Genomic DNA, 23320 nt, shown 5'->3' with positions numbered 1-23320 from the left:
TCGTCCATCAGCAGGAGACAGATTCGTGAGCATCGAGAAGCCCGAGGTCGACTTCCCGGGCGGCGAGCCGCCGGCGAACCTCGAGATCAAGGACATCTGGGAGGGCGACGGCGAGGAGGCCAAGGCGGGCGACGTCGTCTCCGTCCACTACGTGGGCGTGTCCTTCTCGTCCGGCGAGGAGTTCGACTCGTCCTGGAACCGCGGCACCCCGCTGCGCTTCCAGCTCGGTGTCGGTCAGGTCATCACCGGCTGGGACCAGGGCGTGCAGGGCATGAAGGTCGGCGGCCGCCGCCAGCTGATCATCCCGCCGCACCTGGCGTACGGCGACCGCGGCGCGGGCCGCGCCATCGGCCCCGGCGAGACGCTGATCTTCGTCTGCGACCTGGTCTCGGTCTGATCCGCGACCGCCTCCGGGCGGTCGGAGCGTGATCGGGAACGACCGCAGTGGGCTCCTCAGGGTCCGTGTCCGTCCGGGCGCGGACCCTGTGCCTTTCCACGTGCCGTACCGGGGGCCGCGGAATGCCGTACCAAGGGCCTGCGGAATTTCCCCCCCAGCCCTCCGGAGCGGTACGGTCGGCCGTCGGAAGTGACGAGGGAGAGGGCGTAGGTCGTCGATGGCGATTGCCAAGGCAGAGCGGCTGATGAACCTGGCACTGTGCCTGCTGGGCACCCGGCGCCCGCTGAGCAAGCGTGAACTGCGCGCGTCCCTGGAGGCCTACATGGAGGCCACCACCGACGAGTCGTTCAACCGTATGTTCGAGCGGGACAAGGACGACCTCCGGGAGCTCGGACTGGTCATCGAGACCGTCGAGAACCTCGACGGCGAGGTCGGCTACCTCGCCCGCCACGACTCCAACCAGCTGCCGCCCATCACCCTGGACGCCGAGGAGGCCGCCGCCCTCGGCCTGGCCGCCAGCGTCTGGCAGCAGGCCCGGCTCGCCGGAGCGGCCAGCGGCGCCCTGCAGAAGCTGCGCGCCGCCGGACTGCCCGAGGACGTCGACCCGTACGCCGCCCACGGCGCCCTCGAGCCGCGCATCCCCGTCCACGAGGCCGCCTTCGAGCCGTTGATGCTGGCCTGCCGCGACCGCCGTCCGGTCGTCTTCGACTACCGCAAGGCCACCGCCGCCGCCCCCGAGCCCCGCCAGGTCGAGCCCTGGGCGCTCGAGTGCTGGCGCGGCCACTGGTACCTGGCCGGCTGGGACCGCGACCGCGGCGCCGAGCGGGTCTTCCGCCTCTCCCGCATCACCGGCAAGGTCCGCACCCGCGCCGGCGCGTTCACCGCCGAGGTCCCCGACGTGGTCCGCGTCCGCGAGACGGTGGCCCGCTGGGCGGGGGAGAGCGCCGAGCGCTCCGCGCTGATCCGCCTCCGGGCCGGCTGCGGTTACCCGTTGCGCGCCCGCGCCACCGCCGTCCGCCCGCTCGGTGACGGCTGGGACGAGGTCGAGATCCCGTACGGCCGCGGCCTCGACGCCCTGCTGGTCGAGTTCGGGCCCGACGTGGTGGCCCTGGAGCCGGCCGAGCTGCGGGCCGACGTGATCGACCGGCTGCGCGCCGTGGCCAAGGGCTGAGGGGCGCCGGCGATGAGTGCCACCACGACGAGCGCCGTGACGACGGGCGCCGCAGCGATGAGTGCCGCGACGATGGGCGCCGCAACGTTGGGCGCCGCGCTGACGGGCGCCGCAGTGACGAGGGGAAGGCCGGCACCGACGCGGGCCGCATCGACGAGGGGAAGGCGAGCATGACGACCAGCCGGGGGAACCGCCCCGCCAACGCCATCGACCAGACCCGCCGGATGCTCTCCCTGGTCACCTACCTGCGCGAGCGCCCCGGCGCCCGGGTCGCCGACGTGGCCCGCGCCTTCGGCGTCAGCGGGGACGAGCTGATCGCCGACCTCGAGCTGCTGCCCATGTGCGGCACCAGCTTCCGCGGCGGCGACCTGCTCGACATCGACACCGACGGCGAGCACATCTGGTGGCACAACCCGGCCGCGCTGGGCGCCGAGGCCGCCCAGCCGCTGCGGCTCGCCTCCGACGAGGCCACCGCCCTGCTGGTCGCCGCCCGTGCCGTCGCCACGCTGCCCGGCCTGCGGGAGGGCGACCGGCAGGCGCTGCTGCGCGCCACCGCCAAGGTGGAGGCCGCCGCGGGGGAGAGCGCCGAGGCCAGTTCCCGCCTGTCGGTGACCTTCGAGTCCGAGGGCGGCGTCTTCGCCGACGTCGACCGGGCCATCTCCGAGGGCCGCCGGCTGCGGATCCGCTACTGGTCGCCCGCCCGCGACGAGGTCAGCGAGCGGGAGATCGACCCGATCCGCCTGGTGAGCGTCGGCCACACCTACGTCGAGGCCTGGTGCCGCCGCTCCGAGGCGCGCCGCACCTTCCGGCTGGACCGGGTGGCCGAGATCAGCATCCTCGACGAGCCCTCCGAGCCGCCGCGGATCGAGCCACGCGACCTGTCCGCCGGGCTGGTCCAGCCCTCCGCCGACGACCCGGAGGTCGTGGTCGAGGTGGGCCCGGCCGGCCGCTGGGTCGCCGAGTACTACCCGCACGAGGCCGCCGAGGAACTGCCCGACGGCGGGCTGCGGATCACCATCCGCACCCCCGCCCCCGAGTCGCTGCGCCGCCTGGCGCTGCGGCTTGGCCCCGACGGGCGGATCGTCGCCCCCGTGGAGCTGGCGGAGAGCGCCCGGCGGGCCGCCCGCGAGGCGCTGGCCGCCTACGGCGAGGGCGGCGGCGAGGACCTGTTCGACGCCGCGGAGGCGCTGGGCGCGGCCGGCGCCACCGTGTCCGAGGGCACCACCGCCCCGGCCGACCCCGCCGGTGCGGGCGCCGCCCCGGCGGGCGCGTAGGCTCCTGCCCATGTCCGGTGCGATGTTCTGGGCGATGCTCGCGGTCGCCCTCGGTTTCCTCGGCACGGCCGTGCTCGGCGTGCTGGCCGTACGGGTGTTCGTCGAGGCCCGGCGGCTGGGGGCGCAGGTGGAGGCCTCGGCCCGCCGGATCTCCGTGGCCTCGGCCGACCTCGAGCGGGCCGCCGAGCGCACCGCCCGGGCGGCCCGGAGCCTGTGAGCCGTCAGGGCGCTCACCTGTGGGAAGCCTTCGTTCCGGTGAGCGCCGAAGGCCCGCACACGCGGCGGGACCACCCGACCGACCCTGTTCGAGCGGGGGCGGCGCCAGGTACGCTGCATCTTCGCGGGCCGGGGAACGAGGCATCGGCTCGTGTGACCGGGAGTACGTCCGTGGGATGCCTGTCGTTCATGCCCGGACGTTACGATCGCTTACGGAGGCCGGACCCGGTCCGCCCCGTCAGCCACACACCCCCACTGGCCTCGGTGAGAAGGTAAAGACATGTTCGGACGGCTCGGACCTACCGAGATCATTCTGATCCTCGTCGTCATCCTGCTGCTGTTCGGCGCCAAGAAGCTGCCGGACATGGCGCGCTCCCTGGGCAAGTCCGCCCGCATCCTCAAGAGCGAGGCCAAGGCGATGAAGGAAGAGGGCAAGAAGGACGAGGCGGCCCCCGCCGGTCCGCCCGCCTCCGAGGAGCCGGCGCCGCGTGTCATCCAGGCCGCCCCCGGCGACGTGACCAGCTCGCGTCCGGTGAGCGAGCCGACCGACACGACCAAGCGCTGACGTCCGGACCGGAGCCCAAGTCTCCGGTCCGCCGCACGAGATGAGGACGTGGGTTGCTCAAGTCTGCCCGCAAACAGGAGAGGGACCCCGAGGGGCGGATGCCCCTCGCGGAGCACCTGCGTGAGCTGCGCAACCGGCTCGTCAAGTCCCTGCTGGCCATCGTCGTCGCCACGGTCGTCGCCGCCTTCTTCTACAAGGACGTCATCCAGTTCTTCACGGATCCCGTCCTCGAGGCGGTCGGCTGCGACTACAGCTTCGCGGAGCTCGCGGAGAACACCAACGAGACGACGTGCGCGAGGATCGTGCAGAACGGCCTGCTGAGCCCGTTCACGCTCGCCCTCACGGTCGCCCTGACGTCCGGCGTGGTGCTCGCCGCACCGGTGTGGCTGTTCCAGCTCTGGGGCTTCCTCGCCCCGGGCCTCCACCGCCACGAGAAGCGGTACGCCTACGCCTTCGTGGCGGCCGGGTTCCCGCTGTTCACCATGGGCGGCTACTTCGCCTACTGGTCGCTGCCCAAGATGGCCTCGGTCATGCTGGAGTTCTCGATCATCGGTAGCGACAACCAGCTGCCGCTCGACGACCTCCTGCAGCTGATCATGCGGATGGTCATCGTGTTCGGCCTCTCCTTCGAGCTGCCGCTCCTGCTGGTCATGCTGAACTTCGGCGGGGTGCTCTCCGGCAAGAAGATCGCCGGCTGGTGGCGGGGCATGATCCTCGGCATCACGCTCTTCGCGGCGATCGCCACGCCCAGCACCGACCCGCTCTCCATGCTGGCGCTGGCCGGCCCCATCTGGGTCCTGTACTTCGCCGCTGCCGGCATCGCCCTGGTCAACGACCGGCGCCGCACGCGCCGCGACGCACTGGGCCCGGCGGACGACGAGGCCTCCGAGCTGGACCTGACGCCCGAGCCGGTCGAGGCGGTGGAACCGGTCGCCGCGGCGCCGATGCTCCCCGAGCAGGCCGACGGCGGGCGCACGGGCAGGCCCGAGGGGATCAACGGTTACGACGACGTGACCTGACCGGGCTCCCCTCCGCCACGCGGACCTCGTAGGGTGCCGCCGTGACCAGCGAGATAGTGCTCTTCGTCAACCCCACCGCGGGACGCGGCCGGGGCGCCCAGGCGGCGCAGCCGGCCGCGTCGGCGTTCCGGGACGCGGGCTTCTCCGTGCGCACGATCGTCGGCCTCGACGCCGACGACGCGCTTGACCGGGCCCGCGAGGCGGTGGCCGGCGGCACGGGCGCCCTGGTCGCCGTCGGCGGCGACGGGCTGGTTCACCTCGCGCTGCAGGCGGTGGCCGGCACCGACACCCCCCTCGGGGTGGTGGCGGTCGGCACCGGCAACGACTTCGCGGGCGCCCTCGGCCTCCCGCTGCGCGACCCGGCGGCCGCGGCGCGGCGGATCGCCGGCGCGCTGAAGGAGTCCCGGCTCACCGCGATCGACCTGGGCCGGGTGAACGGGCGCTGGTTCGGCACCGTGATCGCCACCGGCTTCGACTCGCGGGTCAACGACCGCGGGAACCGGATGAGGCTGCCGGTCGGCCGCTTCCGCTACGACCTGGCGATCGTCGCGGAGCTCGCCGCCTTCAAACCCCTGCCGTACCGGCTCACCCTCGACGGAGGCGGGACGCGCGACGTCGAGGCCACCCTGGTCGCCGTCGGCAACGGCTCCTCCTACGGCGGCGGCATGCGCATCTGCCCGGGCGCCGACCTGCGCGACGGGCTCTTCGACGTCACCGTCGTCGGCGCCTGCGGCCGCACCACGCTGCTCAAGGTCTTCCCCCGCGTCTACCGGGGGACGCACGTCGACCACCCGGTCGTCACCACCCACCGCGCCTCGCGGATCGAGCTGATGGCGCCGGGGCTGACCGCCTACGTCGACGGGGAGCGGCTCGGTCCGCTGCCGATCACCGCGGAGTGCGTCCCCGGCGCGGTGCGGGTGGCGGGAGCCGCCTGACGGCGGCGTCCGCCGGGCCGGCGCGGAGTGCGCCGGGCCGGAACCGGGGCCGGAAGCCGGCAGGCCGCCCAGGCCGGGCCTGCCGCGCCGCGGCCGACGGGTCGACGAGTGGGCCCCGCAAAAGATCGTCCGTTGTCGGCGGCGCCCGGTACGCTCGAACGTACGATGACAGAGGATCTCTCTCCCGCCGAGCGGTACGCGGCAGCCCGCAGGCGCGCCGCGGAGCAGGCCACGGCACTCGGCACGTTCCGCGAGATGTACGACTTCGGCCTCGATCCGTTCCAGACAGAGGCGTGCAAGGCGCTGGAGGCCGGCAAGGGCGTGCTGGTCGCGGCCCCCACCGGCTCCGGCAAGACGATCGTCGGCGAGTTCGCCGTCCACCTCGCCCTGGGCCAGGGCAAGAAGTGTTTCTACACCACGCCCATCAAGGCGCTCTCCAACCAGAAGTACTCCGACCTGTGCCGCCGCTACGGCGCCGACAAGGTCGGCCTGCTCACCGGCGACAACAGCGTGAACTCCGACGCCCCGGTGGTCGTGATGACCACCGAGGTGCTGCGGAACATGCTCTACGCCGGGTCGCAGACCCTGCTCGGCCTCGGCTACGTGGTGATGGACGAGGTGCACTACCTCTCCGACCGCTTCCGCGGCGCGGTGTGGGAGGAAGTGATCATCCACCTCCCGGAGTCCGTCACCCTGGTCTCCCTGTCCGCGACCGTCTCCAACGCCGAGGAGTTCGGCGACTGGCTGGACACCGTGCGCGGCGACACCCAGGTGATCGTCTCCGAGCACCGCCCCGTGCCGCTGTTCCAGCACGTGCTGGCCGGCCGCCGGATGTACGACCTGTTCGAGGAGGCCGAGGGCAGCCGCAAGGCCGTCAACCCGGACCTGACCCGGATGGCCCGGCTGGAGGCCAGTCGCCCGTCCTACCAGGAGCGCCGTCGCGGCAAGATGATGCGCGAGGCCGACCGGGAGCGCGAGCGGCGATCACGCGCCCGCGTCTGGACGCCCAGCCGGGCGGAGGTCATCGAGCGCCTGGACGCCGAGGGCCTGCTCCCCGCGATCACCTTCATCTTCAGCCGGGCCGGCTGCGAGGCCGCCGTCCAGCAGTGCCTGTACGCCGGGCTGCGGCTCAACGACGAGGAGGCCCGCCAGAAGGTCCGCGACCTGGTCGAGGAACGCACCGCCTCCATCCCGGCGGAGGACCTGCACGTCCTCGGCTACTACGAGTGGCTGGAGGGCCTCGAGCGCGGCATCGCCGCCCACCACGCCGGCATGCTGCCGACCTTCAAGGAGGTCGTCGAGGAGCTCTTCGTCCGCGGCCTGGTCAAGGCGGTCTTCGCCACCGAGACGCTGGCGCTCGGCATCAACATGCCCGCCCGTTCCGTGGTGCTGGAGAAGCTGGTCAAGTGGAACGGCGAGACCCACGCCGACATCACCCCCGGCGAGTACACCCAGCTCACCGGCCGGGCCGGCCGCCGCGGCATCGACGTCGAGGGCCACGCCGTGGTCCTGTGGCAGCGCGGGATGAACCCCGAGCACCTGGCCGGTCTCGCGGGCACCCGCACCTATCCGCTGCGCTCCAGCTTCAAGCCGTCGTACAACATGGCCGTCAACCTGGTCGAGCAGTTCGGCCGGCACCGCTCGCGCGAGCTGCTGGAGACCTCCTTCGCCCAGTTCCAGGCCGACAAGTCGGTGGTCGGGATCTCCCGGCAGGTGCAGAAGAACGAGGAGGGCCTCTCCGGCTACAAGGAGGCCATGACCTGCCACCTGGGCGACTTCGACGAGTACGCCCGGCTGCGCCGTGAGCTGAAGGACCGGGAGAACGAGCTGGCCCGGCAGGGCGCCCACGTGCGCCGGGCGGAGGCGGCCGCCTCCCTGGAGAAGCTGAAGCCGGGCGACATCATCCACGTGCCGACCGGCAAGTACGCCGGGCTCGCCCTGGTCCTCGACCCGGGCCTGCCCGCGGGGCGGACGGGCGGCCACCGCGGGCTCGACCGGCACGACGGCCCGCGCCCGCTGGTGCTGACCGCCGAGCGCCAGGTCAAGCGGCTGGCCGAGATGGACTTCCCGGTGCCGGTGGAGGCGCTGGACCGGATGCGCATCCCCCGGTCGTTCAACGCGCGCTCCCCGCAGTCGCGCCGCGACCTGGCCTCCGCGCTGCGCACCAAGGCCGGTCACATCGCGCCCGAGCGGCACCGCAAGCGCCGCGCCGAGGCCGCCGACGACCGTGAGATCAAGCGGCTGCGCACCGCCCTGCGGGCGCACCCCTGCCACGGCTGCGACGACCGCGAGGACCACGCCCGGTGGGCCGAGCGCTACCACCGGCTGCTGCGCGACACCTCGCAGCTGGAGCGGCGGATCGAGGGCCGGACCAACACCATCGCCCGCACCTTCGACCGGATCGTCGCCCTGCTGACCGAGCTGGACTACCTGCGCGGCAACGAGGTCACCGAGCACGGCAAGCGGCTGGCCCGCCTCTACGGCGAGCTGGACCTGCTCTCCAGCGAATGCCTGCGGGCCGGCGTCTGGGAGGGGTTGCTCCCCGCCGAGCTGGCGGCCTGCGCGTCGGCGCTGGTCTACGAGTCCCGCGCCGCGGACGACGCCCTGGCCCCCAAGGTGCCCTCCGGCAAGGCCAAGGCCGCGCTCGACGAGACGGTCCGCATCTGGGGCAGGCTCGACGCGCTGGAGGAGGACTTCCGCATCCGGCAGACCGAGGGCGTGGGCCAGCGCCAGCCGGACCTGGGCTTCGCCTGGGCGGCCTACATGTGGGCCTCGGGCAAGGGGCTCGACGAGGTGCTGCGGGAGGCGGAGATGCCGGCCGGCGACTTCGTGCGCTGGTGCAAGCAGGTCATCGACGTGCTCGGCCAGATCGCCGCGGCGGCCCCCTCCGAGGGATCGACCGTGCCGAGGACGGCGCGCAAGGCGGTCGACGCGCTGCTGCGCGGCGTGGTCGCCTACTCCTCGGTGGGCTGACCGACGCGTTCGCGGGGCGCGGGCCGCGGGGGCATGCCCTCCAGCTCGCGCCCGCTGCGGAACGCGTGCCGCAGCCCCGTCACCGGATCGGTGAAGCGCAGCTCGCGGGCCAGCAGCTGCAGCGGCCGGGAGAAGTCGCCGGGGGCCGTCCGCGGCGCCACCTCGGGGTAGAGCGGGTCCCAGAGGATCGGCACCCCGAGCGCGCACAGGTGGACGCGCAGCTGGTGCGTCTGCCCCGTCTCCGGCAGCAGCCGGTACCGGCCGAGGGCGCCGCGGCGCTCCACCAGCTCCACCCGGCTCACCGCGTTCGGTTCGCCCTCGACCTCACGGGCGGTCAGCGAGCCGCGCTCCTTCACCAGGCGGCTGCGCACCACCCGGGGGAGCTCCAGCGCGGGGGCCCAGGGGGCGATCGCCTCGTACTCCTTGGCGACCCGCCGGTCACGGAACAGCGCCTGGTAGGCGCCCCGCTCCTCGGGCCGCACGGTGAACAGCACCAGGCCCGCGGTCAGCCGGTCCAGCCGGTGCGCCGCGGTCAGCGTGGGAACGCCCAGCTCGCGCCGCAGCCGCGCCAGCGCCGTCTCGGCGACGTGGGCGCCGCGCGGCGTCGTCGCCAGGAAGTGCGGCTTGTCGGCGACCACGACGTGCTCGTCGCGGTACACCACCTCCACCGGGAACGGCACCGGTTCCTCGGCCGGCAGCTCGCGGTGGAACCAGACGTGCAGACCGGCCCGGTAGGGGGTGGCCGGATCGACGGGGCGCCCGTCCGCGCCGACGACCGCCCCCTCGGCGAACATCGCGTCGATCACCCCGGGCCCCGCCGCCAGCCGCAGCCGCAGGTGCTCGCCCACGGTGGAACCGGGGCCGCCCGCGGGCAGGCGGACCCGCACCGGGTCGACCCCGTCGCGCTGCGGCAGCGGGGAGGGCGGTGCGGAGCTTCTGCGGGCCATGGGCGGGGCGGGGTTCCGTGCGGTCGGACGGTCAGGCGGCGGCCGGGGCGAGGTCCCGGGCGGAGGCCTGCGCGGGCGCGGCGTCGGTGGGGGCCGCGGCGGCGGGCGCGCCCGCGGAGGGGGCGCCCTCCTGCTCGGCCTCGACGGCGGCGTTCCACTCGGGCTTGGCGGCCTGCCAGCGGTCCTCGGTGTGCCCCAGACGCCAGTAGCCGGAGACCGAGAGGTCCTCACGGGGGATCTGCCGCTCGACGCGCAGCATCCGCCGCAGGTCACGCACGAAGCCCGCCTCTCCGTGCACGAAGGCGTGCGGGCGGCCCGCGGGCCACTCCATGGACGCGACGGCCGCGACCAGCAGCGAACCCACCGGGGCGTCGCCGCGGTGCAGCCAGACGATCTCCGCGTCGGTGTCGATCTTCTGCTCGTCCTCCGGGCCGGCGACCTCGAGGAACGCGCGGACCTCGGCCCCCTCCGGGAGCGACTCCAGGGCCGCCGCGACGGCCGGCAGGGCGCTCTCGTCGCCGATCAGCAGGTGCCAGTCCGCCGTGGGGTCGGGGGCGTAGGCGCCGCCCGGGCCGAGCATCAGCATGGTGTCGCCCGGACGGGCGCGCAGGGCCCAGGGGCCGGCCAGGCCCTCGTCACCGTGGACCACGAAGTCGATCGTGAGCTCGCGCAGTCCGGGGTCCCAGGCGCGGACCGTGTAGGTGCGGGTGACCGGCCACTGCTCCCGGGGGAACTCCTCGCGGACCCGCGCCATGCTGAACGGCTCGGGGTACGCGACGCCGTCGGCCGGGAACACCAGCTTCACGTAGTGGTCCGTGTGCGTCCCCGCCTCGAAGGCGGACAGCCCCTCGCCGCCGAAGACCACCCGCTGCATGTGCGGGCTGAGCCGCTGGGTGCGGATCACCCGTCCCAGATGCGGCACGGGCGGGGACTTGCGGACGGGGCGCGCTGCCATGACTGGCCTCCCTGCGAGTTAGCTTAGGCTCCCCTAAGCTAACACCGAATCAGTGGTCACGGTCCGATGCGGCGAGAATGTCGCCGGCGTTGCCGCGACGAGCCCCCCGCCCGTCCGCCGCCCCGGCCGCGCTCCCTCACGCCTCCAGGGTCGCGCTCACGCCCCCAGGGTCGCGCTCACGCCTCCAGGGTGAGCAGCAGCCGCTGCAGCGAGCCGCCCAGGTTCCACCGTGCGCCCAGGGCCTCGACCATCTCCGGGTCCCGCGGCGCCTTGGGCAGCGTCGTGTCGACCTCGGGCAGCGGCACGTCGGAGGCCACCCGCACCACCTTCGGCGCCACCGCCACGTACGGCCGCGACTCGTCCAGGCGGCGGCGCTGCGCCGGGGTCAGGCCGGAGGCCGGGTCGTCCACCGCGGCCATGATCCCCGCCAGGTCGCCGAACCGGTCCAGCAGCTTGGCGGCCGTCTTCTCCCCGACGCCGGGGACGCCGGGCAGGCCGTCGCTCGGGTCGCCGCGCAGCAGCGCCAGGTCGACGTAGCCGCGGCCGTCCACCCCGTACTTCTCGCGCAGGGCGGCCTCGTCCATGATCTGCGGGTTGCCGACGCCCTTCACCGGATAGAGCACCCGCACCCCACGCGCGTCGTCGACCAGCTGGAACAGGTCGCGGTCGCCGGTGACGATGTCCACCGGCCCGGTGGCGCGCGCCGTGAAGGTGCCGATCACGTCGTCCGCCTCGTAACCCGCCACGCCCACCCGGGCGATGCCCAGGGCGTCCAGCACGGCCTCGATGACCGGGACCTGCGGGGAGAGGGTGTCCGGCACCTCCTCGGCGTCCGGGCCCCCCTCGCGCTCCTCGGCCACCCGGTGCGCCTTGTAGGAGGGGATCAGCTCCACCCGCCAGGCCGGCCGCCAGTCCGCGTCCATGCAGGCCACCAGCGCGTCGGGCCGGTGGTCCTTGACCAGCCGGTCGATGAAGTCCAGCAGCCCGCGCACGGCGTTCACCGGCATGCCGTCCGGCGCCTTCACCGATTCGGGCACGCCGAAGTACGCGCGGAAGTAGAGGGAGGCGGTGTCGAGAAGCATCAGTCGTCCGGTCACGCCTCGCCATCTTGCCGTACCCGTGGTTGGGGAGTGTCTCGGACGGGACACAAATGTGAGCGTGCCGTGCAGGCGGTCTGAACAGGCGTTTGTCACCAAGGGGCCCGGGCAGGCACGGGTCCTGGCCGGGCCGTTGCAGTTGCCAACGGCCCGGGGATCGGGACGGCAGGACGAGAGGCTGAACGTTGTCATCCAGGTTGCGGGCCGAGAACGTCTACAAGGTGTTCGGCAGAAGACCCGAGCGGGCCGTGGAGCGGCTGCGCGCGGGCGCCGACCGTGAGGAGCTGAGGTCCGACGGCATCACCGCCGCCGTCGTCGACGCCTCCTTCACGGTGGAGCCGGGCGAGATCTTCGTGGTCATGGGCCTCTCCGGGTCCGGCAAGTCCACGCTGCTGCGCATGCTCAACGGGCTGCTGGAACCCACCGCGGGCAGCGTCAGCTTCGACGGGCAGGACCTGTCCTCGCTCTCCGCCGCCGAGCTGCGCACCCTGCGCTCACGGCGCATCAGCATGGTCTTCCAGCACTTCGCGCTCTTCCCGCACCGCACCGTGCTGCAGAACGCCGCCTACGGCCTCGAGGTCCAGGGCGTCCCGCGCGCCGAACGGGAGAGGCGCGCCGCCGAGGCGCTCGCCCTGTGCGGGCTGGAGGGCTGGGAGAAGTCCTGGCCCGACGAGCTGTCCGGCGGCATGCGCCAGCGCGTCGGCCTCGCCCGCGCCCTGGCCACCGACGCCGACCTGCTGCTGATGGACGAGTCCTTCAGCGCCCTCGACCCGCTGATCCGCCGCGAGATGCAGGACCAGCTGCTCGAACTGCAGAAGACGCTGCACAAGACCATCGTCTTCATCACCCACGACCTCAACGAGGCCATGCGCCTCGGCGACCGCATCGCCGTCATGCGCGACGGCGAGATCGTGCAGATCGGCACCGCCGAGGACATCCTGGTCCGCCCGGAGGGCGAGTACGTCGCCTCCTTCACCCGGGACGTCGACCGCTCCAAGGTGCTGACCGCCGCCTCCGTGATGGAACCGGCCGCCCGCGGCCGCAAGACGGCCTGCGGCTGCCCGGCCGCCACGCCCGACACGCCGTTCGACGAGCTGTGCGCCCTGGGCGCCCGCACCGGTCACCCCGTCGACGTGGTGGACGCCGGCGGGGCACTGGTCGGCACCGTCTCGCAGGAACGGCTGGTCGCCGTGATCGGCGACGTCGACCCCGACGAGGCCGGGCAGGCCACGCGGAGCGCCGACTGCGGCCGGCCGGACGCCGGCGCCGGGGAGGTGGCCGCCTGATGCCCCGCATCACCTTCGGCGAGTGGGTCGACAGCGGGGTCGAATGGCTCCGCGCGCACCTGGCCTGGTTCTTCGACCTGTGCAAGACCGTCTTCGAGGGCGCCTGGGACGGGCTGGACGCCGTCCTGCAGGCGCCGGAGCCGCTGCTCATGACCGGCATCCTGGCGGTGATCGCCTGGCGGCTGCGCGGCCTGTCGGCCGGTCTGCTCAGCTTCCTCGGCTTCGCGTTCGTGGACGCGCTCGGCCTGTGGTCCGACTCCATGTCCACCCTCGCCCTGCTGCTGGTGGCGACCGTCATCGCGCTCGCCGTGGGCGTGCCGGTGGGCATCTGGGCCGCCCGCTCGGACCGGGTGAGCGCCGCGGTGCGCCCGGTGCTGGACTTCATGCAGACCCTGCCGGCCATGGTCTACCTGATCCCGGCCATCATCTTCTTCGGCACCGGCGCCCCCGCGGGCATCGTCGCCACCCTGATCTTCGCGGTGGCCCCCGCCGTCCGGCTGACCGAGCTGGGCATCCGGCAGGTCGACCCCGAACTGGTCGAGGCCGCCGAGGCGTTCGGCACCACCCGCCGCAACACGCTGCTGCGCGTCCAGCTGCCGCTGGCGCTGCCCACCGTCATGGCGGGCGTCAACCAGGTCATCATGCTGGGCCTGTCCATGGCGGCCATCGCCGGCATGGTCGGCACCGGCGGCCTCGGCGGCGCCGTCAACGAGGCCATCGGGCAGCTCGACGTCGGGCTCGGCGCGGAGGCGGGCCTGTCGATCGTGATCCTCGCGGTGTACCTCGACCGGATGACCTCCGCGCTGGGCCGCGAGCTGTCCCCCCTCGGCCGCCGCGCGGCCGCCGCCGTGCGCACCACCGGGCTCGCCCGGGTGCTGTCGTACCGGCCGCGACCGGTCGTCGCGGGCGTCGGCGTGGTCGCGCTGGCGCTCACCGCGGGCCTGCTCGGAGCGGTCGGCGGGACGGGTACCGCCCCCGCCACGGCCGTCGGCGACGCCGCGGACGTCGGCAAGGGCAAGAAGGTCACCATCGGCTACGTCACCTGGGAGGAGGCCGTCGCCTCCACCTTCGTGTGGAAGAACGTCCTGGAGCAGCGCGGCTTCGACGTCGAGGTGCAGCAGTACGAGGTGGCGCCGCTCTACACCGCGCTCGCGAGCGGCGACATCGACTTCCAGACCGACGCCTGGCTGCCCACCACCTCCGGCCCCTTCCTGAAGAAGCACGGCGGCAAGGTGGAGGACCTGGGCGCCTGGTACGGGCCCACCTCGCTGGAACTGGCCGTCCCCGCCTACCTGGACGGCATCGACTCCATGGCCGATCTCCAGGGCCGCGCCGACGAGTTCGGCGGGAGGATCACCGGCATCGAGCCCAGCGCGGGCGAGATGGAGCTGCTGAAGGACAAGGTCCTGCCCGCCTACGGGCTCCAGGACGAGTACAAGGTGGTCGACAGCTCGACCCCGGCCATGCTCGCCGAGCTCAAGCGCGCCTACGAGGCCAAGAAGCCCATCGCCGTCACCCTGTGGTCGCCGCACTGGGCCTACAACGACTTCGAGCTGAAGAAGCTGAAGGACCCCGAGGGCGCCTGGGGCACCGGCGACAAGATCCACACGCTGGCGCGGGACGGGTACGCGAAGGAGAACCCGGTCGTCGCCGGCTGGCTGCGCGACTTCTCGATGTCCGAGAAGCAGCTCACCGGGCTCGAGGCGGAGATCAACGCGGCGGGCAAGGGCAACCAGGACAAGGCCGTCAAGGCGTGGCTGAAGGAGCACCCCGAGCTGGTCGACACATGGGCCCCGCTCCCGAAGGGCGCGAAGGGCGGCGAGGGCGACGCGGAGACGCGGCGGCCGCTGGAGGTCGCCTGGTTCCCGTGGGAGGAGGACGTCGCCGTCACCCACCTCTGGAAGCACGTCCTGGAGGACCGCGGCTACCGGATGAACCTCAGGCAGATGGACGTCGGCCCGGTCTACACCGGCCTCGCGAGCGGTGACGTCGACCTCAACTTCGACGCCTGGCTGCCGCACGCCCAGAGCAACTTCTGGGAGAAGACCAAGGACGACCTGACCGACCTCGGCAGCTGGTACGAACCCACCTCGCTGGAGATCGCCGTGCCCTCCTACGTCAAGGGCGTCGACTCCATGCGGGACCTCCGGGGCCGTGCCGACGAGTTCGGCGGCCGGATCATCGGCATCGAGCCGGGCACCGGCGAGATGAACCTGCTGAAGAAGGACGTCCTGCCGGCCTACGGGCTCGAGGACGAGTACGAGGTGGTCGACGGCTCCACGCCCGCCATGCTCGCCGAACTCGAGCGCGCGTACGCGGAGAAGAAGCCGGTGGCGGTCACCCTGTGGTCGCCGCACTGGGCCTACGACGAGTACGAGCTGACCAAGCTCGCCGATCCGAAGAAGGCCTGGGGCGCGGGCAACAAGATCCACACCATCGCCGCCGGGGACTTCACCGAGCGGTACCCGAGGCTCGCCGGCTGGATCAAGGGCTTCCGGATGTCCGAGGAGGAGCTCGCCTCGCTGGAGGCGGAGATCGTCCGCCGGGGCAAGGGGAAGGAACCACAGGCCGTCGAGGCCTGGCTCGAGGAACACCCGGACGTACCCGGCCGGATGACCTCCGGCGGGTGACGGCCGCCGGCCCGGACGCCTCCCCGTGCACGGTCTCGTGCACGGGGAGGATCCGGACGGCCACGTAGTGCTACGCTCCGACCCCGGCTGCCCTCGCAGCCGGGGTCGGACCTCGTCGTGCGGTCCGTCACGCGGCGGACACCGATGGTGACGGTCCGTCGGGTTCTGTTTGGCCGGAGGGCCGGGGGTCAAGGAAGTCTTCGACAGGACTTCCCGCACCATGGAGTACGCGCGGGTCTTCTCGGGCGCGCGCCGACAGCAGCGAGGGAGGGAGCCGGAGCGATGGGCGACCACAAGGAACAGCCCCTTCGGGTGGGGGCGGCCGTTCGGCGGCGCCGCCGCGCGCTCGAGCTCACCCTCGCCGCGGTGGCCGAACGCAGCGGCCTGTCCGTGCCGTTCCTCAGCCAGATCGAGAACGAACGGGCGCGGCCCAGCCAGCGCTCCCTGGAGAAGGTCGCCGACGCGCTGCGGACCACCGCGGTGGAACTGCTGGCGGCGGCCGACCCGGCCTGCAGCGTCGACCTGGTCCGCGGCGAGGGTTTCGGCGGCGAGGGCTCGGCGCCGGCGGTGGGGGAGACCCGGACCCGCACGCTGGTGCGCGGGCACCACCAGATGCACGCCACCGAGATCAGCGGGGAGTACGACGCGGGGCGCGAGTTCCAGCACCGCAACGACGAGCTGATGTACGTCGCCGACGGGGCGGTGGAGGTCGAGGCCGAGGGCCGCGCCTACCGGCTGGGGCGCGGCGACACGCTCTACCTCACCGGCGGGGTCCGGCACCGGTGGCGGGCCACCGAGCCGGGGACCCGGGTGGTGGTGGTCGCGGTGGCCGAGCACATCGAGGCGACGCAGGACCGGGCGCGGTAGCGGTCCTTCACGCCCCGCCCCGCCCGGGGTCAGACCGTCGCCGGGGTGCGCCCGGAGGCGGTTCCGGCGGAGGCCCGTCCTGCCGGAGCGGCTTGTGCGGGAGCGGATCGGGTCGAGGCGGCCTGTGCCGGAGCGGTTCCGGTCGAAGCGGCTTGTGCCGGAGCGGTTCCGGTCGAGGCGGCCTGTGCCGGAGCGGTGGAGGGCGGCACTGCGGGCAGCGGTGCGGCGGCCGGCGGGCCGGCCAGGAGCTCGCCGCGCAGGAGGCCCCGCGCGGTGCCGAACGCGGCGGCGGCCCAGGCGGCGAGCAGCAGCGCGTACAGGGTCATCGCGAGGGCGTCGAACACGGCGAGCCCCGTCCGGTGTCCCAGCGCGGTCGCCCCGGTCACGCAGGTGCCCACCGGGAAGGTGAACGCCCACCAGGCCATCGAGAAGCCCATGCCCGCGCGGACCGCGCGCACCGCCAGCGCGGCGGCGAGGGCCAGCCACAGCAGGGCGAAGCCGGTCACCGGGACGCCGTAGAGCACCGCCGCGACGTCCGCCACCTCGGCGTACCGGGCGGGGGCGACGCCCGGCGCGACGGCCGCGAGGTTGCCCGCGGCGGTGGCCGACTGGCCCAGCGGGCCCAGGACCAGGAACAGTGTCGGGGTGAGGGCCAGGGGCGGCGGTCCGCCGGTGAGGAGCCGGGCGAACACCACGGGCAGGGTGACCAGCACCGCCAGCAGACTCAGGCCGAAGAGCGCCAGGCACAGTGTCGACACGCTCTCGCGGGCGGCGCCCTGCGGCAGGTACGGGACCAGCAGCGGGCCCAGCGCCGCCGACACCATCGGCGCGACCAGCGGCAGCAGCCACGTGGGGGACGCGTCGGCGAGGGCGGGGCGGTGGCGCACCACCATCAGGTACGGGACGGCGACGGCCGCCGTCAGGCCCGTCAGCGTGCCGGCGGCGAACAGCACGACGTCCAGGGCGACGGCGGCGGGCAGGCCGATCCAGTCCCGGCCGACCGTGACCGCGCCGCCGCCCACGGCCAGCAGTGCCATCGACTGGCAGCCGTAGAACGGGGCCACGGCCGGGTCCAGCAGGTGGCGGCGGGCCTGGTCGCCGTGGTGACGCCAGTGCAGGGCGCGGGCGGTCAGCAGCGCCACCAGCATCAGCAGGGACAGCGCCCACAGACCGGCCCAGAGGTCGCGCGCCTCCCCGAGACCGGACGGGAGCCCCGCGCCGGCGGTGCCGAGGACGGCCGTGCCCATCACGGACGCGTACCAGTTGGGGCCGAGATGACGTACAGCGCGGATCATGTCCCCAGCCTCCGGCGCGGGCCCCGGGGCGGGCAGAGGGCCCGTTCCTATGAGGACATAAGCTGAGGTTATGAGCAGCCGCCCCGACGACCAGCACGACGCCTCCTACGTGGCCGGGTCCCTCGCCCACCGGGTGCCGGACCTCGGGGCGCTGGAGCTGCTGCTGGCGGTGGCCAGGCTGGGAAGTCTGGGCCGGGCGGCCCGCGAGCTGGGCGTCTCGCAGCCGGCGGCCAGCAGCCGGGTGCGGTCGATGGAACGCCACCTCGGGCTCGCCCTGGTGGACCGCTCGCCGCGCGGCTCCCGGCTCACCGACACCGGGCAGCTGGTGGCGGACTGGGCCCGCAAGGTGGTCGAGGCGGCGGCGGCGTTCGACGCGGGCACGCAGGCGCTCAAGGACCGGCGGGACTCCCGGCTGCGGGTCGCGGCCAGCATGACGATCGCCGAGTACCTGCTGCCGGGATGGCTGATCGCGCTGAGCGAGCGGCGGCCCGGCACGGCGGTCTCGCTGCACGCGGGCAACTCGGCGGAGGTGGCGCGGCGGGTGCGGTCCGACGAGGCCGACCTCGGGTTCGTGGAGGGGCTCAGCGTGCCGGAGGGGCTGGACTCGGCGGTCGTCGCGCACGACCTGCTGCTGGTGGTCGTCGCGCCCGGGCACCCGTGGGCGCGGCGGCGGCAGCCGGTGACGGCCGGGGAACTCGCCCGCACGCCGCTGATCCTGCGCGAGGAGGGGTCGGGGACGCGGCAGGTGCTGGAGGTCGCGCTGGGCGGGCTCACCCGGCCGCTGATCGAGCTGTCCTCGACGACGGCGGTCAAGACGGCGGCGGTCGGCGGGGCGGGGCCCGCGGTGGTCAGCGAGCTGGCGGTCGCGGAGGAGGTCGCGGCACGGCGGCTGGTTCCCGTGCGGCTGGACCCGTCCCTGCGGCTCGGCCGCGACCTCCGCGCCGTCTGGCCCGCCGGCCACCGCCCCGTCGGCCCCGCCCGCGAACTCCTCGCCCTCACCCGCGTCTGACTCCGCGCCGCGCGCCCCGGCCGTGGCACGGGGGCGGTCCCCGCCCGCGCGCCCCGGCCGGGCGGTGCCGCCCGCGAAGCCACGGCCGGGCAGCACTGCCCGCAGTCCACGGCCGGGCGGCACCGGCCCGCAGGCCCCCCTACGCGCGGGTCAAGGCCCGGCGTCACCGTCAACAAGGGGCACCCCGGCCGCGGCCCCCCTACGCGCGGGTCAAAGCGGAGGCGTGCACCAGGGCGTGGAGGAGGCGGAGGTCGGTGCCCATCTCGGGGTGCCACTGGACGCCGAGGACGAGGTCGGGCCCCGGCCGCTCGACCGCCTCGACCGTCCCGTCGGACACCGCCCGCGCCGCGACCACCAGCCCCGCGCCCAGCCGGTCCACCGCCTGGTGGTGGAAGGTGGGCACCGACGTCACCTCCGGGACCAGTTCCGCGTACCGGGTGCCGGGGACCGGAGCCACCGGGTGCCGCCCGAACGCGCCCGGCGTCCCGGCGTGCCCGTCGAGGTGCTGCACGAGCGTGCCCCCGAGCGCGACGTTGAGCAGCTGCATGCCGCGGCAGACCCCGAGCAGCGGCACCCGCGCCTCCAGCGCCGCCCCGACCAGCGCCAGTTCCCACGCGTCCCGCTCCGGCGCCGGCGGCCCCGTGCGCGGGTCGCGCTCCGCGCCGTAGCGCGCGGGGTCGACGTCCGGGCCGCCCGCGATCAGCAGGCCGTCGAGCCGGGCGACCGCCTCCGCCGCCAGCTCCGGCGCGTCCGGCGGCAGCAGCGCCGCGATGCCCCCGGCCTGCTGCACCAGCCGGTGGTAGCCGGACGGCAGCAGCGCCGCGTCCAGCTCCCACGAGCCCCACCGCACCCCTGCCTCCAGGTAGGTGCTGACCCCGATCAACGGACGTCCGGACATACGGCACTCCTCCCACGGTCCTGCCGCACACCCTTGTGGGTCCCGTTCAGGTTTTCAACCTGAGGGAACCGGAGCCCTCGGGGGCGGAGGGCGCCCCGGGAACCCCCGTCGTGCCCCCTTCCCCGGTGAACGCCCCGAACCGTACGTTAAGGACCGCGGCAGGCCGAAGGGCCTGTGCGCGAGCCTGAAGGAGGACCTTCCCGTGGCCGACCGCACACCCCACCTCGGCGTCGACGAACTCAAGGCCCTGGTGACCGCAGGGGAGATCGACACCGTCGTGCTCGCCTTCACCGACATGCAGGGACGGCTGCAGGGCAAGCGGTTCGCCGCCCGCTTCTTCCTCGACGAGGTGCTCGACCACGGCACCGAGGGCTGCAACTACCTGCTGGCCGTGGACACCGAGATGAACACCGTCGACGGCTACGCGATGTCCTCCTGGGACCGCGGCTACGGCGACTTCGCCATGTACCCCGACGTCAGCACCCTGCGGCGGATCCCCTGGCACCCCGGCACCGCCCTGCTCACCGCCGACCTCGCCTGGTCCGACGGCAGCCCCGTCGCCGAGTCGCCCCGTCAGATCCTGCGCCGCCAGCTGGACCGGCTGGCCGCCCACGGACTGACCGCCAAGGCGGGCACCGAGCTGGAGTTCATCGTCTTCAAGGACACCTACGAGCAGGCCTGGGACGCCGGATACCGCGGCCTCACCCCGGCCAACCAGTACAACGTCGACTACTCGGTGCTCGGCACCGGCCGGATGGAGCCGCTGCTGCGCCGCATCCGCAACGAGATGGCCGCCGCCGGGATGGTCGTGGAGTCCGCCAAGGGGGAGTGCAACCCCGGGCAGCACGAGATCGCGTTCCGCTACGACGAGGCGCTCACCACCTGCGACCAGCACGCCCTGTACAAGACCGGGGCGAAGGAGATCGCCGCGCAGGAGGGCCTCTCGCTGACCTTCATGGCCAAGTACAACGAACGCGAGGGCAACTCCTGCCACGTCCACCTCTCGCTGTGGGACACCGACGGCCGCAGCGTGATGTCCGGCGACGGCGAGGACGGCATGTCGGAGACCATGCGGTACTTCCTGGCCGGACAGCTCGCCGCACTGCGGGAGTTCACCCTGCTGTACGCCCCGAACATCAACTCCTACAAGCGTTTCCAGCCCGGCTCGTTCGCGCCCACCGCCGTCGCCTGGGGCCACGACAACCGCACCTGCGCGCTGCGCGTCGTGGGACACGGGCAGTCGCTGCGGTTCGAGAACCGGCTGCCCGGCGGCGACGTCAACCCCTACCTCGCCCTGGCCGGCCTGATAGCGGCCGGCCTGCACGGCATCGACCAGAAGCTCGAACTCCCCGAGGCCTGCGCCGGGAACGCCTACGCGGCCGGCTACGCCCGGGTGCCCGGCACGCTGCGGGACGCCGCCGACCTGTGGGAGCACAGCGACATCGCCCGCTCCGCCTTCGGCGACGAGGTGGTCGACCACTACCTGAACATGGCCCGCGTCGAGGTCGCCGCCTACGACGCCGCGGTCACCGACTGGGAGCTGCGCCGCTCCTTCGAACGGCTCTGAGGCACACCGCCGAGAACGGAACGGCATGAGCAACCCGTACGACCTCGACGTGCTCGACCCGGCCACGGCGGAGGTGATCGCCACCGTCGCCGGAGCCACCGAGGAGGACGTCGACACGGCCGTGCGCCGGGCCGCCCGCGCGCAGACCGCGTGGGCGGCCCTGGCCCCCGGCGAACGCGCCCGCCTGCTGCGGCGGTTCGCGGCCGTCGTCGACGAGCACGTCGAGGAACTGGCCCGGACGGAGATCCGCGAGGCCGGGCACACCGCCGGCAACGCGCGCTGGGAGGCCGGCAACGTCCGCGACCTGCTGGACTACGCGGCGGGCGGCGTGGAGCGGCTCAACGGCCGTCAGATCCCGGTGGCCGGCGGCGTCGACGTCACCTTCCTCGAGCCGCTCGGCGTGGTGGGTGTCATCGTGCCGTGGAACTTCCCGATGCCCATCGCCGCCTGGGGGTTCGCGCCCGCGCTCGCGGCGGGCAACGCGGTGGTCCTCAAGCCCGCCGAGACCACCCCGCTCACCGCGCTGCGCCTGGCCGAACTCGCCCTCGAGGCGGGGCTTCCCGAGCACCTGCTCCAGGTGCTGCCCGGGCGCGGCGACGTCGCGGGCGAGGCACTGGTCCGCCACCCCGGCGTCGCCAAGATCGTCTTCACCGGTTCCACCCGCGTCGGCAGACACGTGATGGCCCTCTGCTCCGACCGGGTGAAGCGGGTCACCCTGGAACTCGGCGGCAAGAGTCCCAACATCGTCTTCGCCGACGCCGACCTGGAGGCCGCGGCGGCCGGCGCCCCGATGTCGTTCCTCGACAACGCCGGGCAGGACTGCTGCGCCCGCACCCGGATCCTGGTGCAGCGCCCGGTGTACGACCGCTTCCTGGAACTGCTGGAGCCCGCGGTCGCGTCCGTCAGGGTGGGCGACCCCGCGGACGAGCGGACGCAGATGGGCCCGCTGATCTCCCGCACCCAGCTCGAGAGGGTGCGCACCCTGGTGGACGGCGCCGTGGCCCAGGGCGCCGTGCCCGCGATCCGCGGCCGGGCGCCCGAGGGCCCCGGCTTCTGGTTCCCGCCGACCGTGCTCACCGGTGTCGCGCCGCACGCGCCGGCGGCCCGCGAGGAGATCTTCGGGCCGGTGGCCGTCGTGCTGCCCTTCGAGGACGAGGCCGACGCGGTCCGGCTCGCCAACGACACCGAGTACGGGCTGGCCGGCTCCCTGTGGACCCGTGACGTGGGCCGCGCCCTGCGGGTCTCCCGGGCCGTGCGGGCCGGCAACCTGTCGGTCAACTCGCACAGCAGCGTGCGGTACTGGACGCCGTTCGGCGGCTTCGGCTCCTCCGGGCTCGGCCGGGAGCTCGGCCCGGACGCGCTGGCCGCCTTCACCGAGACCAAGAACGTCTTCATCAGCACGGAAGGGTCCGACCGATGACCGACACCAGCGGGCAGCCCGTCTGCCGCCGCCTCGTGGGCCGTACCGCCGTGGTCACCGGGGCGGGCAGCGGCATCGGCCTGGCGGCCGTGCGCCGTCTGGCCGCGGAGGGCGCGCACGTGGTGTGCGGCGACGTCGACGCGAGTTCCGGCAAGGCCGCCGCGGACGAGGCGGGGGGCCTGTTCGTGCAGGTGGACGTCACCGACCCGGAGCAGGTGGAGGCGTTGTTCCGCACGGCGTTCGAGACGTACGGGTCGGTGGATGTGGCGTTCAACAACGCGGGCATCTCGCCGCCGGACGACGACTCCATCCTGGACACCGGCCTGGAGGCGTGGAAGCGGGTCCAGGAGGTCAACCTGACCTCGGTGTTCCTGTGCTGCAAGGCCGCCATCCCGTACATGCGGCGCCAGGGGAAGGGGTCGATCATCAACACGGCGTCCTTCGTCGCCCGGATGGGCGCGGCCACCTCGCAGATCTCCTACACCGCCTCCAAGGGCGGCGTGCTCGCGATGTCCCGGGAACTGGGCGTGCAGTTCGCCCGCGAGGGCATCCGCGTCAACGCCCTGTGCCCGGGGCCGGTCAACACCCCGCTGCTGCGGGAGCTGTTCGCCAAGGACCCCGAGCGGGCCGCGCGCCGGCTCGTGCACATCCCCGTCGGCCGGTTCGCGGAGCCCGAGGAGATCGCCGCCGCCGTGGCCTTCCTCGCCAGCGACGACTCCTCCTTCGTCAACGCCACCGACTTCCTCGTCGACGGCGGCATTGCGGGCGCGTACGTCACGCCCCTGTAGCGGGCAGAGGT

Annotated in this window: 20 protein-coding genes; 15 read left to right on the top strand and 5 right to left on the bottom strand. The window is 73.8% G+C overall.

Features of this window, described 5'->3' with window-relative positions; genetic code table 11:
* The first annotated feature begins 25 nt into the window (after positions 1-25).
* The 8 genes from Sfr03f_RS24190 to Sfr03f_RS24155 all read left to right on the top strand — a co-directional run bounded on the left by Sfr03f_RS24190 (position 26) and on the right by Sfr03f_RS24155 (position 8550).
* Positions 26-397 (top strand): FKBP-type peptidyl-prolyl cis-trans isomerase, encoded by a 372-nt coding sequence (locus Sfr03f_RS24190; protein ID WP_108956138.1) that lies wholly within the window; start codon positions 26-28, stop codon positions 395-397.
* 217 nt (positions 398-614) lie between these two features.
* Complete coding sequence (locus tag Sfr03f_RS24185; RefSeq protein ID WP_108956137.1) at positions 615-1568, top strand: helix-turn-helix transcriptional regulator; 954 nt, start codon at positions 615-617, stop codon at positions 1566-1568.
* 170 nt (positions 1569-1738) lie between these two features.
* A complete protein-coding gene (locus tag Sfr03f_RS24180; RefSeq protein WP_108956136.1) occupies positions 1739-2842 on the top strand; it encodes a helix-turn-helix transcriptional regulator in 1104 nt (367 codons plus the stop codon).
* 22 nt (positions 2843-2864) lie between these two features.
* On the top strand, positions 2865-3059 hold the full coding sequence (locus Sfr03f_RS24175) for a hypothetical protein (RefSeq protein WP_108956217.1): 195 nt from the start codon (positions 2865-2867) through the stop codon (positions 3057-3059).
* A 279-nt stretch (positions 3060-3338) separates the two neighbouring features.
* The gene (tatA, locus tag Sfr03f_RS24170) at positions 3339-3623 is read left to right on the top strand and encodes a Sec-independent protein translocase subunit TatA (protein WP_108956135.1); all 285 of its coding nucleotides are present in this window, start codon (positions 3339-3341) and stop codon (positions 3621-3623) included.
* Between the two features lie 53 nt (positions 3624-3676).
* A complete protein-coding gene (tatC, locus tag Sfr03f_RS24165) occupies positions 3677-4642 on the top strand; it encodes a twin-arginine translocase subunit TatC (RefSeq protein WP_108956134.1) in 966 nt (321 codons plus the stop codon).
* Positions 4643-4683: 41 nt separating this feature from the next.
* Positions 4684-5577: a diacylglycerol kinase gene (locus Sfr03f_RS24160; protein WP_108956133.1), complete on the top strand. Its 894-nt coding sequence runs from the start codon at positions 4684-4686 to the stop codon at positions 5575-5577.
* A 165-nt stretch (positions 5578-5742) separates the two neighbouring features.
* Entirely contained in the window at positions 5743-8550 is a 2808-nt protein-coding gene (locus Sfr03f_RS24155) for a DEAD/DEAH box helicase (RefSeq protein WP_108956132.1), read from the top strand.
* Here Sfr03f_RS24155 and Sfr03f_RS24150 read toward each other — a convergent pair.
* From Sfr03f_RS24150 to Sfr03f_RS24140, 3 genes are all read right to left on the bottom strand, one after another.
* Complete coding sequence (locus tag Sfr03f_RS24150) at positions 8532-9497, bottom strand: RluA family pseudouridine synthase (RefSeq protein ID WP_108956131.1); 966 nt, start codon at positions 9495-9497, stop codon at positions 8532-8534. The genes Sfr03f_RS24155 and Sfr03f_RS24150 overlap by 19 nt on opposite strands.
* 31 nt (positions 9498-9528) lie before the next feature.
* Positions 9529-10452 carry a siderophore-interacting protein gene (locus Sfr03f_RS24145; RefSeq protein WP_108956130.1) on the bottom strand — a complete coding sequence of 308 codons (924 nt, stop codon included), beginning with the start codon at positions 10450-10452 and terminating at the stop codon, positions 9529-9531.
* A gap of 176 nt (positions 10453-10628) precedes the next feature.
* Positions 10629-11549: a 5'-3' exonuclease gene (locus Sfr03f_RS24140; protein ID WP_245967732.1), complete on the bottom strand. Its 921-nt coding sequence runs from the start codon at positions 11547-11549 to the stop codon at positions 10629-10631.
* A 185-nt stretch (positions 11550-11734) separates the two neighbouring features.
* Here Sfr03f_RS24140 and Sfr03f_RS24135 point away from each other — a divergent pair, with 185 nt between their 5' ends.
* From Sfr03f_RS24135 to Sfr03f_RS24125, 3 genes are all read left to right on the top strand, one after another.
* Positions 11735-12835: a quaternary amine ABC transporter ATP-binding protein gene (locus Sfr03f_RS24135; protein WP_108956128.1), complete on the top strand. Its 1101-nt coding sequence runs from the start codon at positions 11735-11737 to the stop codon at positions 12833-12835.
* Positions 12835-15465: an ABC transporter permease/substrate binding protein gene (locus tag Sfr03f_RS24130; protein WP_108956127.1), complete on the top strand. Its 2631-nt coding sequence runs from the start codon at positions 12835-12837 to the stop codon at positions 15463-15465. The genes Sfr03f_RS24135 and Sfr03f_RS24130 overlap by 1 nt, the downstream gene beginning before the upstream one ends.
* 282 nt (positions 15466-15747) lie before the next feature.
* The gene (locus Sfr03f_RS24125) at positions 15748-16332 is read left to right on the top strand and encodes a helix-turn-helix domain-containing protein (RefSeq protein ID WP_108956126.1); all 585 of its coding nucleotides are present in this window, start codon (positions 15748-15750) and stop codon (positions 16330-16332) included.
* 29 nt (positions 16333-16361) lie between these two features.
* Here the strand turns inward: Sfr03f_RS24125 and Sfr03f_RS24120 are convergent, their stop codons facing one another.
* The gene (locus tag Sfr03f_RS24120; protein WP_108956125.1) at positions 16362-17627 is read right to left on the bottom strand and encodes a TDT family transporter; all 1266 of its coding nucleotides are present in this window, start codon (positions 17625-17627) and stop codon (positions 16362-16364) included.
* A 70-nt stretch (positions 17628-17697) separates the two neighbouring features.
* Between Sfr03f_RS24120 and Sfr03f_RS24115 the strand changes: the two genes are divergently transcribed.
* Positions 17698-18636, top strand: coding sequence for a LysR family transcriptional regulator (locus Sfr03f_RS24115; RefSeq protein WP_108956124.1), 939 nt, complete (start codon positions 17698-17700; stop codon positions 18634-18636).
* A gap of 199 nt (positions 18637-18835) precedes the next feature.
* Here the strand turns inward: Sfr03f_RS24115 and Sfr03f_RS24110 are convergent, their stop codons facing one another.
* Positions 18836-19534, bottom strand: coding sequence for a gamma-glutamyl-gamma-aminobutyrate hydrolase family protein (locus tag Sfr03f_RS24110; RefSeq protein ID WP_108956123.1), 699 nt, complete (start codon positions 19532-19534; stop codon positions 18836-18838).
* Positions 19535-19736: 202 nt separating this feature from the next.
* Between Sfr03f_RS24110 and Sfr03f_RS24105 the strand changes: the two genes are divergently transcribed.
* Genes Sfr03f_RS24105 through Sfr03f_RS24095 form a run of 3 tightly spaced genes read left to right on the top strand, consistent with a single transcriptional unit; the run spans position 19737 to position 23309 of the window.
* Positions 19737-21101 carry a glutamine synthetase family protein gene (locus Sfr03f_RS24105; RefSeq protein WP_108956122.1) on the top strand — a complete coding sequence of 455 codons (1365 nt, stop codon included), beginning with the start codon at positions 19737-19739 and terminating at the stop codon, positions 21099-21101.
* A 25-nt stretch (positions 21102-21126) separates the two neighbouring features.
* The gene (locus Sfr03f_RS24100; RefSeq protein ID WP_108956121.1) at positions 21127-22521 is read left to right on the top strand and encodes an aldehyde dehydrogenase family protein; all 1395 of its coding nucleotides are present in this window, start codon (positions 21127-21129) and stop codon (positions 22519-22521) included.
* Positions 22518-23309, top strand: a complete 792-nt coding sequence (locus Sfr03f_RS24095; protein ID WP_108956120.1) for a 3-oxoacyl-ACP reductase — start codon at positions 22518-22520, stop codon at positions 23307-23309. The genes Sfr03f_RS24100 and Sfr03f_RS24095 overlap by 4 nt, the downstream gene beginning before the upstream one ends.
* Positions 23310-23320 lie beyond the last annotated feature (11 nt).

It is taken from the genome of Streptomyces fragilis, assembly GCF_003112515.1.
Classification (GTDB): Bacteria; Actinomycetota; Actinomycetes; order Streptomycetales; family Streptomycetaceae; genus Streptomyces; species Streptomyces fragilis.
This window is presented reverse-complemented; position numbering and strand designations above follow the sequence as displayed.

Bases quoted from the DNA above. Each gene is read 5' to 3' on its own strand.
- Sfr03f_RS24155 (WP_108956132.1), top strand. From the start codon at position 5,743: ATGACAGAGGATCTCTCTCCCGCCGAGCGGTACGCGGCAGCCCGCAGG.
- tatA (WP_108956135.1), top strand. From the start codon at position 3,339: ATGTTCGGACGGCTCGGACCTACCGAGATCATTCTGATCCTCGTCGTC.
- Sfr03f_RS24150 (WP_108956131.1), bottom strand. From the start codon at position 9,497: ATGGCCCGCAGAAGCTCCGCACCGCCCTCCCCGCTGCCGCAGCGCGAC.
- Sfr03f_RS24110 (WP_108956123.1), bottom strand. From the start codon at position 19,534: ATGTCCGGACGTCCGTTGATCGGGGTCAGCACCTACCTGGAGGCAGGG.
- Sfr03f_RS24130 (WP_108956127.1), top strand. From the start codon at position 12,835: ATGCCCCGCATCACCTTCGGCGAGTGGGTCGACAGCGGGGTCGAATGG.
- Sfr03f_RS24120 (WP_108956125.1), bottom strand. From the start codon at position 17,627: ATGATCCGCGCTGTACGTCATCTCGGCCCCAACTGGTACGCGTCCGTG.
- Sfr03f_RS24185 (WP_108956137.1), top strand. From the start codon at position 615: ATGGCGATTGCCAAGGCAGAGCGGCTGATGAACCTGGCACTGTGCCTG.
- Sfr03f_RS24175 (WP_108956217.1), top strand. From the start codon at position 2,865: ATGTTCTGGGCGATGCTCGCGGTCGCCCTCGGTTTCCTCGGCACGGCC.
- Sfr03f_RS24100 (WP_108956121.1), top strand. From the start codon at position 21,127: ATGAGCAACCCGTACGACCTCGACGTGCTCGACCCGGCCACGGCGGAG.
- Sfr03f_RS24125 (WP_108956126.1), top strand. From the start codon at position 15,748: ATGGGCGACCACAAGGAACAGCCCCTTCGGGTGGGGGCGGCCGTTCGG.
- Sfr03f_RS24145 (WP_108956130.1), bottom strand. From the start codon at position 10,452: ATGGCAGCGCGCCCCGTCCGCAAGTCCCCGCCCGTGCCGCATCTGGGA.
- Sfr03f_RS24115 (WP_108956124.1), top strand. From the start codon at position 17,698: ATGAGCAGCCGCCCCGACGACCAGCACGACGCCTCCTACGTGGCCGGG.
- Sfr03f_RS24095 (WP_108956120.1), top strand. From the start codon at position 22,518: ATGACCGACACCAGCGGGCAGCCCGTCTGCCGCCGCCTCGTGGGCCGT.
- Sfr03f_RS24180 (WP_108956136.1), top strand. From the start codon at position 1,739: ATGACGACCAGCCGGGGGAACCGCCCCGCCAACGCCATCGACCAGACC.